The organism is Phaeodactylibacter luteus (assembly GCF_007993045.1).
Classification (GTDB): Bacteria; Bacteroidota; Bacteroidia; order Chitinophagales; family Saprospiraceae; genus Phaeodactylibacter; species Phaeodactylibacter luteus.
The window spans coordinates 77,244-90,606 of record NZ_VOOR01000017.1; the positions used below are offsets into that span (position 1 = coordinate 77,244).

A 13,363-nucleotide genomic window follows, 5' to 3' on the forward strand; every position below is an offset into this window, starting at 1 on the left:
ATATGTTGCATCTGCCATTTAAAAAATAAAGCATGCAGGGCTATTGCTCTACCAATTTGCCCGATGCGGCTTTTTGCAGCAGCTCCTTAGACGCCCCTCCGGCTTCGACTGCTTCCTTCCACAGCCGGCTGGCTTTTTCTGCTTGCCTCAGTTGGTAGGCGGTATCTCCTGCCCGCTCAAGGATGTTGGGGCTGCGCTGCCCACCGTGCCCAAGCGCTGCTGTAAGCCATTGTTGCGCTTTAGCGTAGTCCTTTTGCTGATAGAGCGCCCAGCCGAGATTGGCCTCGTACTCCGCTATGCCCGGCTGCAGGTCAACAGCCTTCTGGGCCATAGCGACTGCCTCGCTGAGGTTTTCTCCACGTTCAGCCAAGACTGAGGCCAAGCGGCTGAGCGTTGGCGGGGCCGCTTTATCTTTCCCCAGGGCTTCCCCGAATGCGGTGTCGGCTTTGTCCTTTTTGCCTTGCGCCTCATACACCAGCCCTTGTGCAGTAAGGATCTGAATGGCGGCCATGGTGTTGCCGCCCGCCATGAATGCGCCTTGCCGCAGGGCGCTGAGCGCATCGGGGTAGCGTTCTAGATGGTACAAGGCCAGCCCGTTCATGTAATAGACTACGGGCTGATTGGGGAAGTAATCCATGCAGGCCTCGCTGAAGTTGGCCAATTCCTCAAACTGGAAGGTTTGTTCATAAATGTACATAACCTGCTCCCAGATCATGAAAACGGTTTTGTCCAGTTCCAGTGCTTTTTGGTAATGTGGCAGTGCTTCCTCCTTACGGCCCGACAAGAACAAGAAATCCCCACTGATGGCAAAGCTCTTAGCTTGGAAAGGGTGCACTTCTTCCAGGATAGTGGACAGCTCAAGGGCCGCATTCGCAATGCTGCTGTCCCCGGTTTCGGCGACCTGCTCAAGGAATGGGCGGAGGCGGGCAATTTTCAGGTCAATATCTGCATCAGCCTGCAAGAAAGGAGCCCGGAGCTCCCGGATGAATTGGAGGTCTTCATTGGTTTGGGCAGACTGCCCGGCCAGGGCCATTTGGGCCTTAGCGTTTCCGGGGTCCAACTGTAAGATGGACTGATAGACTTCCCGGGCCGCTTCCTGATCGCCTATCTGTTCGAAGAAGCCGGCGAGCAGGTGGCGGTAGCCCATATTGGCAGGGAAGGCCTCGATTAGGCGCTGCAGCTCTTGAGCGGCCTTTTTGTCGTCTCCTCTGCCTACGTAAAGGGCGTGCTTTTTGCGGACGAGCTCCTCGCTAATGCCATATTTTTTCTCAATATCGTCGTACACCCCAAGCGCCAGTTTGATTTCCCGTGCCCGCACATACATCAGGGCCAGCCGGTAGTGGTTCTGTTCGTCGTTGGGCGATAAGGCTACTATGCGTTCATAAGTTGCTGCTGCTTTTTTGTACTGGCCGGCTCCTTCCTGTATGTCTGCCAGATAGCGGAGGAACCAAGTATTATCAGGGGACATTTTTACTGCCTTTTCGGCAAAAGAGAGGCACTTCTGCGTCTCGCCAAGGGCTTCATATGCACGTGCCAGCTCAAAGGATGCTGCCGAGTTTTCGGCGTCCTTTTCCAAGACGCTCTCTAGGATTTTGGCAGCAGATTCATAATTGCCGAGGACTTTTTCCCGGCTGGCTTCTATGAGCAGTTCTTGGAGTTTGATAGCATCCTCATTGGTGCGGCCTTCTTCTTGTGCCAGCGCAGGTGCCCAGTTGAATAAGACGAACGTGCACAGCAGGACAGCTTTGAGGCTCAGGCCGTATAAGCTAGCTTGTGGGGGCTTGGCGCATTGGAGTTTTGTCATAGTATCATTTGTGTTCAGAGTAATCGCCTATGCTCACTGCAGCGGGCTCTCCTTCAAAACTGACGAAGTTGCCGAGCATGGCTTTGCTGATATTGGCATGGCGTATTTGGGTTTCGTTCTGTATGACCGCATCACTGATAACGGACTGCTCAACCGTTGAATTGTGCCCCAAGGAAACATGCGGGCCAACGACACTGTTTCGGATCACTGTGTTTTCGCCTATGTAGCAGGGCGGGATAATAACGGCATTTTCTACCATAACGCTGTCTGCGACCAAGGCTTCTTTTCCGTCTTTCAGTTGGAGCATACGGCGGTTGGTGGCTACTACGTTGTCCTTGTTGCCACAGTCCAGCCACTCTTCAATCAGCGAAGGCCTGAATTGCACCCCTCCGTTTTTCAACAGCTCAAGGGCAGTAGTAAGCTGGTATTCGCCTTTGTCCCGGATGTCCTCTTCCACGATGTGCTGCAGGGTGTCCCGTAGCCGATCGCCGTCCCGGAAGTAGTATAGCCCAACGATAGCCATATCAGAGACGAAGGTCGGTGATTTTTCCACAAATTCTGTAATTACGTTGGCTTCGTTCGTCTTCACGACGCCAAAGGAAGAAGGATCTTCCACCCGCTGTACCCATATGATGCCGTCCTCGGAAGGGTCAAAAGCGAAGTTGGCTTTGAACAGGGTGTCTGCAAATGCAACGATGCAGTTGCCAGAGAGGCTGGGTTTGGCGCATAGCACGGCATGGCCCGGCCCCAACGGCTCGTCTTGTGTATAGATGGAGGCTTTGGCGCCTATGCCTGCGGCGATGCCCCTGAGCTGCTCTTCGGCTGCCTTGCCGAAGTCGCCGATGATGAAAGCGACTTCCTCTACGGGCTCGCTGAGCGCTTCTGCCAAGTCTTCAACAATGCGCTGTACAATGGGTTTGCCGGCCACGGGGAGCAGCGGCTTGGGGATGGTGAGCGTATGCGGGCGCAGGCGGGAGCCCCGCCCTGCCATAGGAATGATAATCTTCATCAGGGTTGTTTTTTGATTTTAAGGCCGTTTGGCAAAGGCCAGATGTCCAAGCTATTGTCTCAAAGCTTATAGTTAAAGCGGATTAAGGGCTTGCAGGTTTAAAGCCAAGGCTTAAAAAAGGGGATAGGGCCTGTAGGCTGAGCATTTGCACTTGGCCCGTGCCCTTCAATATGGGCAGATAGATGCAAAGGGCATGCCAGATAGCTGGCATGCCCTTCAAATGACAAGGAAAGTAGGGGGCGTGAACCAAGGTGCCGCTTGCGTTTATGCTCTTCGGGCTTTTGGCTGGCATTGGCCTAGCGCTGCGCAGGGGTGATAAGCCCGTTAGGGCCGAGCGGGCAGCGAGCCCCGGAGCATAGCGGCACCTGCCATCGGGCAGGGGCAGGCCCCTAAGAAAACGACAATCTGGTTTGCGCCCAAGGTAGGGGCGGGACCTTTATTCCACTTCCGTGATCTTCATCATATTGGTCCGGTGTCGGCGGTGCAGGGGCATGCTGCCGGTATTGATGATGATATCTCCTGTTTTGGCACGCCCTTCCCGCTTGAGGATCTCCATGACGTCTGCAATGGTTTCGTCAGTGGTGGTGAACCGGTCATAGTAGAAGCAGCGCACCCCCCATACGAGGTTGAGGGTGGCCAGCATGTGCATGCGGTCGGAGAAGATGTAGATGTCGGAGTTGGGGCGGTAGCTAGATACCTTGAAAGCGGTATAGCCCGAGCTGGTCATGCCTACGATCGCTTTAGCGTTGACATCGATGGCGGTCTGCCCGGCCATAAAGCAGATGACATCAGAGTGGAAAGTCCGTGTTTTAGGCGTAGCTACCGGCCTGCGGCCCTCAAAGTTGTAGTGCGTTTCTGCTTCTTCAATGATTTTGTTCATGGCTTCCACCACCTTGACCGGGTGCTTGCCCACAGAGGTCTCCCCGCTTAGCATCACCGCGTCGGCCCCATCGAGCACCGCGTTGGCCACGTCCGTGATTTCTGCCCGGGTCGGGCTTGGGTTGGTGATCATGCTGTCCATCATCTGTGTAGCAACGATGACGGGGCGGGCCCGCTGAATGCATTTGGCAATGATGTCTTTTTGTATCAGAGGCAGGCGCTCCATAGGCACTTCTATGCCGAGGTCGCCGCGGGCCACCATGATGCCATTAGAATGCTTGATGATTTTGTCGATGCGCTCAACCGCTTCCGGCTTTTCGACTTTGGCAATGATTTTGGCCGGGTGGTTTTTGGCTTCTATGCGTTTGCGCAGGTCTTTGAGGTCTTTGGGCGAGCGCACAAAAGACAGGGCGATCCAGTTGACGGGCTGCGTCAGTATGAACTCCAAGTCGATCAAGTCTTTTTCCGTAAGGGAGGGGAGGGAGATTTTAGTATTGGGCAGGTTGACCCCCTTGTTGGAGGAGAGGGTGCCCCCGAAAAGGGTCTTGAGCCGTACGGTATCTTCCCCATTGGTCTCTACTACCTCGAACACAAGCTTGCCGTCATCTACCAATACGCGCTCGCCTACTTTGACATCGCGGGCAAAACTTTCGTAGCTCATGTAGATCTTCTCCATTGTGCCCACACATTTCTCATTCACTAAGGTGATGATGTCCCCTTCCTTGAGCTCTAGGGCGTTATCCTTGATTTTGCCAACCCGGAGCTTGGGCCCTTGGAGGTCGGCCAGGATGCTGATGTGGAGGTTGTACTTTTCGTTGATGTAGGTAATGTGCTCAATGACCTGCTGATGGTCCTGATGCGAGCCATGCGAAAAGTTGAGGCGGAAGACATCCACACCTACTTTTATGAGTTCGAGCAGTTGGTTGTAGCTGCTGCAAGCTGGGCCTACAGTGGCTACGATTTTGGTATTTTGATGATCAACGATTTTCATGTTGCGATGGTATTTAAAGTTGGGCGGGCAAATCAGTTTTTTTGGCAGGCTTGCCGGCTGCATGGTGTTGCCGCCTTGCAATAGGCAAGCGCCCGAAATCAAAGTTATAACAAAGTCAGCAGACCTGTTGCTCACTAAGTGTAAAATTTACAATAATTAGGGTTGTGTAAAAGTACGCTAATCCTGAAAAAAATCAAATTGCGGGGTATTAAAAAGGCAAAAGAAGGTTTTGAGGAAGTAAATTCTGCATGAGCCTGTTTTCGAGGGCAAAAAACCTGAGCTGTCAGCAGCCGCTGCAAGAAGAGGGCAGGGGAGGGGCCGCGAGGCAAATCCCGCTTCCCGCTTTGGCCCCAACGGGGAGCTGAAAACGCTGGAATTCAGTAATGGCAGGGGATAGCGCCTATCAGCAAGGGCAACTTTTTTTTGAAAAACTTTGGTTATCAAGGTTCTTCTACGTTACTTTGCATCGCAATTGTAAACCAATAAAGCGAATCCACTTATGTCTAGCATTGCAGAAAGAGTTAAAAAGATCATCGTCGACAAACTTGGCGTTGACGAATCAGAGGTAAATCCGGACGCTAACTTCACTAACGATCTGGGTGCCGACTCTCTGGACACTGTCGAGCTCATCATGGAGTTCGAAAAGGAGTTCGATATTGCTATTCCTGATGAGCAGGCCGAAGAAATTCAGACCGTAGGTCAGGCTGTCTCTTACCTGGAATCTCAAGTAGAGGGTTAATAGCGTTGGCTATTCCAAAGAATTAGAATACAAGTTAGGGGTTTCCGGACAGGAACCCCTGATTTGTGTTCTGACCTAGGCAAAGGCTGTGACTTCTTCTCGCGGCTGCTTGCCAAAACACGAATTCGAAAGAAGCTTGGGCGGATGTGGAAAGCGGGGCAGCTCGCTGCTCCCCCCAGAACTTGAAATCTTGTAAAGATAGCCGCCCTGCCCAGTCAAAGCCCAAAACATAGTACACAAGAAGCTCACGAACGTCATAAAAAGCCGGTTGTTTAACGGCGCAGAGCATAAAGCGGGCAGCTTAGCTGAAAAACTGCCACTAACTTTTTCCTCACGCCCTACAAATTGAGCCGGTGCTTAGGGTTCTCTGCCTCAAAGCCGCCAAGGCGGGCTTTTTACGCCGGGCTTGTACCATTTTCCCCGGCCTAATCAAATAATTTCAAGCCAATGAAAAGGGTTGTCGTAACAGGATTGGGCGCCGTAACGCCTATCGGTAACAGCATCCAAGCTTATCTGGAAGGTCTGCAGCGTGGAACAAGCGGAGCTGCACCTATTACACACTTCGATGCCACCAATTTCAAAACCACCTTCGCCTGTGAGGTCAAAGGCCTCGACGCAGCTGCTTCTGTTGATAAACGGGAGCTGCGCCGGATGGATGATTTCACTATCTATGGGATGGTGAGCACAGCTGAGGCTATGGCTGATTCCGGCATAGATACCGAAGCCATTGATGCTGACCGCGCTGGTGTCATTTGGGGGTCGGGCATTGGCGGGCTGAAAACCCTTGAAAAAGAAATAGAGGATTTTATCACGGGCAATGGCATGCCCCGCTACAATCCTTTTATGATCCCCAAGATGATCTCGGATATCGCTGCTGGCCTGATTTCCATACGTTATGGTTTCCGCGGGGTCAACTTTGCCACAGTTTCCGCCTGTGCGTCTGCTTCCCACGCCATCGGCACAGCGTTCGATTATATACGGCTTGGCCGGCAGGATATCGTCATTACCGGAGGCTCTGAGGCTGCAGTTTCCAAAGCTGGCATAGGGGGGTTCAACGCTATGAAGGCGCTTTCTACCCGCAATGATGATTATCTGACGGCTTCCCGGCCGTTTGACGCAGACCGAGACGGCTTCGTGCTGGGCGAAGGGGCGGGCACGCTCATACTCGAAGAACTGGAGCATGCCCAAAAAAGGGGCGCTACCATCTATGCGGAGCTTGTTGGGGCGGGCGCTACAGGAGATGCCCACCACATTACTGCCCCCCATCCGGAGGGCCTCGGCGCGGGCAATGTCATGCGGATGGCCATGGCCGATGCCGGGTTGGCACCTGAAGATATTGATTACATCAACGTGCATGGCACGTCTACCCCTTTGGGTGATATAGCAGAAGTGAAAGCCATTCAGAAAGTGTTTGGCGAGCACGCCTACAACCTCAACATCAGCTCGACCAAGTCGATGACCGGACATCTGCTGGGAGCAGCAGGTGCCATAGAAGCGATTGCTGGTATACTGGCGATACAGCATCAATTTGTGCCGCCTACCATCAATCATTTCACAGATGACCCCGAGCTGGACAGCAAGCTGAACTTCACCTTCAATGAAGCTCAGCAGCGTCAAGTGCGGGCTGTGCTGAGCAACACTTTCGGGTTTGGCGGGCACAACTCTTCTGTCATATTCAAGAAATTTGAGGATTAGCCCCTCATGTTAGCCCCTCTGTAGCCGGTGCTGCGTAGGGGCTTGCGCTATTTGTTAGCCAGTGCCCTTATTGCAGGCTGAACGGGCTTTACCGTCGGCAAGCATCATTTTTTGTTTGCTGTTTGTATTTCTCTAAGGATGGCAAGCAGGAGGGGGCTGGACAGCAACCTGATTTAGACTGTAGATTTGATGCGCCGGGCATCATTGCAGGGGTAAAAGGGCTCTTCCCTTCCCACGCTATGCCTTTTTCCAGCCGCTTAGCTTAAGCTAAGCTCCTAGAAAAAGCCGGCGCGTGGTTGAGGACAGCTTACTTTTCCTGCTACAATGGCCTGGCGCACCAAGTCTTGTGTTGGTGATCCGCTTTAGGAGCGAGTACTCAGCATCGTCTAATCGCCCAACGGGTTTCATTGGGCATCAGGCCGTTCAAACCGGGCACAGCTGTTAAGCAAAAAGAGAGCTCTTATTGCTTAATGGCCGGTAGCCGTACCGGCAGTAGACTGCCAACGGGGCTTGTATTCCTGTTTAACAAACTCATACGTTTTGTTGCGGCTTGTACTAAGATTTTACAATTTCTTCCTGTCTAACGACAAAGCTTTCGCCCGTCGTTTGCGTCAGCTCATTGGCTTTACCCCTGCCAACATGGGAATTTTCCGCCTAGCTTTTTCCCACAAATCTTCTTCTTCCGAAAAAGGCTATGCCGTTCAGAACAACGAACGGCTGGAATACTTGGGCGATGCAGTCCTTGGTACGATCGTTGCGGAGTACCTCTTCAAGAAGTACCCCAACAGCGACGAAGGCTTCCTGACCAAGATGCGCTCCAAAATCGTTAAGCGGAAATCGCTCAACCAAATCGGTGATAAGATGGGCTTGGATATGCTGCTCAACGAGTACAACCAAACCCGCCTCAGCCGTTCTATGCTGGGCAACGCCGTTGAAGCGCTCGTTGGGGCGGTCTACCTGGAAAAAGGCTACGTTGGCACCAAGCGCTTTGTCGTCAACAAAATCCTGCGCAACTATGTGGATGTGCACGAGCTGGAAACCGTAGACGATAACTACAAGAGCCAATTGCTGGAGTGGTGCCAGAAAAATGGTCAGACGGTATCCTACAAGCTCCTGGCCCGCTATAAGTTTGAAAAGCGCGACCGTTTCAAGGTAGCGGTCATGGTCAATGGCCAGAAGGTGGCCACCGCCGACGATTTCAACAAAAAGTCTGCAGAGCAGATGGCTTCCGAAAAAGCCATGCAGAGCATGGGCATTTTGGAGAGCGAAGCTTGACCTGCAGCTCTTTCACTTTTCTTTTATGACAGAGTGGACGCCCGCATCGATACAGGAACTGGCGCCCAACGCGCTAGTGTACAACCGGAGCAAGAGCCTTGCCCGGGCCAAGCTATGGGAAGGGCTGGGCGGTGATGGCTCTTACCTTTGGGGCCTTTGCCGGTCTCAGGGCGAGCGTACTTACGAATGTATCATACAGATAGATGGAGGGGGCAAAGCCCGCTGCTCCTGCAGTTCGCGCTTTTCCCCCTGCCGGCACAGCCTTGGCTTGCTTTGGATGCTGTTGCGGCACAACGATCGGTTTTCCCGGGCAGATGCCTTGCCGCCTTGGGCAGCCCTCCTTCTCCGTCAGCCGCCCCCTGAGCCCCCTGCCCTCCCTCCTTCCGGTTCGCTCTCCCGCTTGGGCAGCCGGCTAAGCCTTATGGCTGCTGGTGTTGATGAGCTTGACCAATGGCTGCAGGATTTAGCTCGCCAAGGCATCTCTTCTTTGGGGCATCAGCCTGAAGCCTTCTGGGAGCGTATTGCAGCACGTATGGTCGACGCCAAAATGGGCAGCATTGGGCGCCGTTTGCGGGGCATGCCGCAAGTGGTGGAGCAGCCTGGCTGGCAACATAGGGTGCAAGCCCTCGTGGCAGAGCTTTATCTATTTGTGCAGGCCTTCCGGCAGATCGCTTCCCTGAGCATCCCTATGCAGGAAGAGGTACTGGCTTATGCTGGGGTAAATCAGAAAAAAGAGGAGCTGCTGGCCGGCGAGGGGGTAATGGACAATTGGCTGGTGATCGGGCTGAGCGAAGGGGAGGAGGAGAAGCTCCGCTACCGCCGCACTTGGCTGCTGGGCGAAGTATCTGGCAAATACGCCCTCCTGCTCGATTTTGTATGGGGGAATGCCCGTTTTGAAGGGCAGTGGGCGCTGGGGAGCGCTCTGCAAGCCGAGGTCGTCTTTTATCCTGGGGCTTACCCCGTACGTGGCCTGCTGAAAAAGCACCGGCCGTGGTATGAGCCGCTCGAGCGGCTGTCTGGTTATGCATCTGTATCCGAATTCGGGACAGCCTATGCACAGGCCTTACGGCACAACCCGTGGTTGTACACTTTCCCCGCTCTTTTGTCTGCTGTAGCGATACGAGAAGGCCAAGGCGGGCAGTGGCTGGCTGTAGATGCCAATGGGGACGGCCTTCCGCTCAACCTGGCAGGTGACGTGCGCTGGGCGCTGAAAGCCGTGGCACAGGAGCAGCCTGTGGCAATGTTTGGGCAGTGGGAGCAGGGCGCTTTCTTGCCTGTAGCAGCGCTCAGCCAAGGGAGGGTCATCAATTTGCAGGATACTGCCCCGGATGCCGATGAAGAATAGCCGGCAAGCTGTTTTTAATCAGTGGGTTATACCAACCCAGCATTACTTTTTTTTGTTTTTACGTCTGTAAGGTAAGCTGCCATGGTTTGCTGCCTGGCCCAACCTGAATGACAATGATGAAAAAACAAATCTTCCCCTTCTTTTTCCTGTGCTGTGCCTGGCCTTGGCTCGCCACAGCCCAAGTGACGGTCTCCGAAGCAGTCAATACCCCGTACGACGAGTCTTGCCCGGTCATCTCTGCTGATGGCAATACTTTATTTTTTGCCCGCGCCGGGCACCCTCAAAACCGTGGCACAGATAATCAGCCCGACATATGGGCGGCTTATCAGTCTGGCGATGCAACTTGGTCTAAGGCCGTTAATGTGGGGGCACCTGTGAATTCGCCCGCTGCAGATTATCCGGCTTGGTCGGGCCCTGGGGCTGCCCACATGGCGGTGTTGCGCCCCTCCTCGCAGCGCTTGTTGGTTTTTGAAAAGGGCGGGCGCTTCTGGCAGCCCACCGGCGAAGGGCAGTCTGTCCGTTTTCAGGCAGCCGCACAGAGCGCCGATGGCCGAGCCCGGGTTTTTGCCCGGGAAGCAGGGCCCAACCGCAGCGATCTGGTATTCGCTATTTCCAGGGGCGACGGGCAGTGGCAAGAGATACAGCCGTTGGGCGCTACATTGAATACCACCGCCGATGAGCAGTCCCCTTTTCTGGCTGCCGATCGTAAAACCCTTTATTTTGCAAGCAACCGTGGCGGTGGGCAAGGAGGCTTTGACTTATATGTATCTCGCCGCATAGATGACAGCTGGCAGCGGTGGAGCACCCCTGTAAACCTAGGGCCAGCTGTAAATACAGATGCGGATGAGTTGCAGGTTTCCCTCCCGGTATCTGGAGTGCCAGCCTATTTCTCCCGTCGCCCAGTGGGGGAGGATGCAGACATCTTTACCGCAGTTTTGCCTGAGGAGCTGCTGCCGGAACCGGCTATCCTGGTAAAAGGGCGGGTGGCAGTGGCGGGCAGCCCTGGTGCGCTGCCTGCACCTGTGCGAATTGAAGACCCCTACGCCGGGCAAACGGTACATCGGTTTGAGACGGCTGCGGATGGCTCTTTCCAGGTAGTGGTACCGGCTGGGGCCGAAAGGGCACTGCGTGCTGATGTCCCTGGGTTCTTTGCCGTAAGCCAGCCGGTTGGGGCGGCCATGGCCTCTGCCGATGCGGGGGCGGGCAGTTTTTCGGTAGCAGGTGGGGCCGATGAGCAGATCCGCGCTTTGCAGCTTCACCTCCGCAACTTGGACGAGGAGCTGATTGCTATGCAGGCCGAATGGCGGCAGAAGGCTGCTGCTGCACAGCATAAAGGGCCTGCTATTGATCTTTCCGACCCGGAAATAGAAGCCCTGCAGCACCGGTTCAATTATATGGTCTTGCATGCAGCGCCAGTGCGCGATACGCTGCCTGATGATGGCTACGATGAGGAGGCAGCCTCGCGCCGTGAGCTGGAGGATATGAAAGCCCGCTTCCGCCGGTATTACACGCATGAAAAAGCTACACAAGAAGCACAAGAGGAGATGGCCTCAGGCGAGCGGCACATGTGGGAGGAGCCGCCAACTTTTGAAGAGCTGAAGGCAAAAGCCCAGGAAGAGCTAGAGGCAGAGCTGGCCCCCGAGGTAGCACAAGCCTTGAGCAGAGAGGTGCCCTTGGAGGTTGAGGTAAGCCGGGTGCCAGTGCTCAGCGAAGCGGAGCAGTTGCAGCTGGAGCAAAAAACCAAAGCACTGCAACAGCAGATCCGGGAAGGGCTGAATGCTCAGCGGGCCCCAGCCAGGGAATGGGCAGCCAAAGGTGGGGCCCCAGAGCCTGATGATAGCCTGACGGGTTGGGAAAAAGACCTGCAGGCGGACTTGAAAACCGCTATGCGGCCAGATGTTGAAGCCGCACTGCGCACTGAGCTCCGGACAGAAGTGGAAAAGCGGATGCAGGCTAAAGCTCAGTACCAGGCTAAAAAGCTGGAGCGGACGGCTGTACAGGAAAAACTCGACCGGCTAGTAGAAAAAAGGCTGCAGGAAAGCCCTGCAGAGGAAACCGTAGCCCCTTTGGTGCTGCCGGCAGGAGCACCTCCTGCCCCTGTCGAGGTGGATCAGGACCTGCTGCTCATTCCTGCTGAGCTGGGGCGGAACATCCCGCTCAATAGTGTTGCCTTCCAGCCTGGCAGCAGCTTGCTGACAGCTCCTGCTTACCATGAGCTCAAGCGCGTTCTTGCCTTCCTCAATGAGCACGAAGGGCTGGCCGTGGAAGTGGGCGCTCATGTGGGGGACAGCTATTCTTACGCCAAAGCTTTGCAACTGACCGAGGAGCGGGCAACCGCTATCCGGAATTATCTGGTGGGCAACGGTATCTCAGAGCAGCGGCTGAAAGTTAGGGGGTATGGCAAAGCATTTCCTGCCCGGGAGGGGGCGGCAGAACGGGTGGAGCTTCGTATCATTGCAGTTGAATAGACTTCACTCACCATCATAAAGCAACAATATGGCCGCCCCATTTATTCCGGAAGACCTCATAGAAGCAGCAGCAGCTAAACTACAGGATGAAGCTGCCTTTGCGCAAGCACTAGAGGCACTAAAGGAAGCGTCTCCGGTTTTGCTCGCTTACGGGTTCTCTGAAAGCTTTGAGGCCTTCACCGCTCAAGAGCGTGAATATTTCCTTTACCTGCTCTTGGTCATCTGGACGGCAGTGAAGGAGTCCGGCACAGCATTGGCTGATGTGGACGAGCAGCGGCTGAGCGAATTGGAAGAGGACAACTGGAATGTCCTGCACGGCAACAAGGGGGGGACTTTCCGCGCTAGGTTGGACCCCTTCTTTGAGGGGGCCCGGCAGGAGGACCTATTGGCTTTCATTGAAGATGCTCTGACACAAGACGAGGAAGACGAACAGCAGTTGGTCAGCCGGGAAGGCCAAGAAGCGCTTTTTGTCTGTCTGAAAACGGTAGTTGACGGCTTGACGGAATGAACCCTTGCATGAGTTGTTTTTCCTGTATGGGGCCCCTTTTTGCAAATTTTATAATACGCTGGGAAATGAAGGGGTGAATTTGTATTTTTGCGGCAGCTTTTTGAGAAATAAACGTGCACGGCGCTCCTCGTGCCGGGGAGCTGGCATGGATTAGTCTGGTCAAATCAAATGTCGCTATGAATGAAAATCTCGTAAAAACCCGTTACTCTGACGAAGAATTGGAGGAGTTTCGTATCCTGATCCAGAAGAAACTGGACAAAGCGCAGCGCGAGCTGAGCTTCTACCTTGATCAGCTTTCTGATATGGCAGACAACCCGGATGCCAAAGTAAAAGGGCTTGACGACGGCATAGGGACCGCTGAGAATGAGCGGCTGACCAATATGGCCGCAAGGCAGCGGAAGCTGATTCAGCACTTGGAGAATGCGCTCATCCGTATCCAAAATAAGGTGTACGGCGTATGCCGTGTCACTGGCAAATTGATAGCCAAAGAGCGGCTGCGTGCAGTGCCTCATGCTACCCTCAGCATTGAAGCTAAGCAAAACCGCTGAGCATGATAGGGTTGGGCGCAAACCAGATTGTCGTTTTTGCCTGCCCCCGCACAATGTGATAGGGGCCTGCCCCTGCCCGATGGCAGGTGCCGCTATGCTACG

At 54.3% G+C, this 13,363-nt stretch carries 10 protein-coding genes; 7 read left to right on the forward strand and 3 right to left on the reverse strand.

Annotation, left to right across the window (positions count from 1 at the left end):
• Nucleotides 1-40 precede the first annotated feature (40 nt).
• The 3 genes from FRY97_RS09950 to pyk form a co-directional block, all read right to left on the reverse strand.
• Complete coding sequence (locus FRY97_RS09950; protein ID WP_147167364.1) at nucleotides 41-1,804, reverse strand: tetratricopeptide repeat protein; 1,764 nt, start codon at nucleotides 1,802-1,804, stop codon at nucleotides 41-43.
• A 4-nt stretch (nucleotides 1,805-1,808) separates the two neighbouring features.
• Nucleotides 1,809-2,813, reverse strand: a complete 1,005-nt coding sequence (locus tag FRY97_RS09955; protein WP_147167365.1) for a sugar phosphate nucleotidyltransferase — start codon at nucleotides 2,811-2,813, stop codon at nucleotides 1,809-1,811.
• A 436-nt stretch (nucleotides 2,814-3,249) separates the two neighbouring features.
• Nucleotides 3,250-4,683: a pyruvate kinase gene (gene pyk, locus FRY97_RS09960; RefSeq protein WP_147167366.1), complete on the reverse strand. Its 1,434-nt coding sequence runs from the start codon at nucleotides 4,681-4,683 to the stop codon at nucleotides 3,250-3,252.
• A gap of 499 nt (nucleotides 4,684-5,182) precedes the next feature.
• Between pyk and FRY97_RS09965 the strand changes: the two genes are divergently transcribed.
• From FRY97_RS09965 to FRY97_RS09995, 7 genes are all read left to right on the forward strand, one after another.
• On the forward strand, nucleotides 5,183-5,422 hold the full coding sequence (locus tag FRY97_RS09965; protein ID WP_147167367.1) for an acyl carrier protein: 240 nt from the start codon (nucleotides 5,183-5,185) through the stop codon (nucleotides 5,420-5,422).
• A gap of 447 nt (nucleotides 5,423-5,869) precedes the next feature.
• Nucleotides 5,870-7,117, forward strand: coding sequence for a beta-ketoacyl-ACP synthase II (gene fabF / locus FRY97_RS09970; protein WP_147167368.1), 1,248 nt, complete (start codon nucleotides 5,870-5,872; stop codon nucleotides 7,115-7,117).
• A 540-nt stretch (nucleotides 7,118-7,657) separates the two neighbouring features.
• The gene (gene rnc / locus FRY97_RS09975) at nucleotides 7,658-8,392 is read left to right on the forward strand and encodes a ribonuclease III (protein WP_246141660.1); all 735 of its coding nucleotides are present in this window, start codon (nucleotides 7,658-7,660) and stop codon (nucleotides 8,390-8,392) included.
• A 25-nt stretch (nucleotides 8,393-8,417) separates the two neighbouring features.
• On the forward strand, nucleotides 8,418-9,737 hold the full coding sequence (locus tag FRY97_RS09980) for an SWIM zinc finger family protein (RefSeq protein ID WP_147167369.1): 1,320 nt from the start codon (nucleotides 8,418-8,420) through the stop codon (nucleotides 9,735-9,737).
• A gap of 113 nt (nucleotides 9,738-9,850) precedes the next feature.
• Nucleotides 9,851-12,205 carry an OmpA family protein gene (locus FRY97_RS09985; RefSeq protein ID WP_170254576.1) on the forward strand — a complete coding sequence of 785 codons (2,355 nt, stop codon included), beginning with the start codon at nucleotides 9,851-9,853 and terminating at the stop codon, nucleotides 12,203-12,205.
• A 28-nt stretch (nucleotides 12,206-12,233) separates the two neighbouring features.
• Nucleotides 12,234-12,713, forward strand: a complete 480-nt coding sequence (locus tag FRY97_RS09990; RefSeq protein WP_147167371.1) for a hypothetical protein — start codon at nucleotides 12,234-12,236, stop codon at nucleotides 12,711-12,713.
• Nucleotides 12,714-12,889: 176 nt separating this feature from the next.
• Nucleotides 12,890-13,261, forward strand: a complete 372-nt coding sequence (locus FRY97_RS09995; RefSeq protein ID WP_147167372.1) for a TraR/DksA family transcriptional regulator — start codon at nucleotides 12,890-12,892, stop codon at nucleotides 13,259-13,261.
• Nucleotides 13,262-13,363 lie beyond the last annotated feature (102 nt).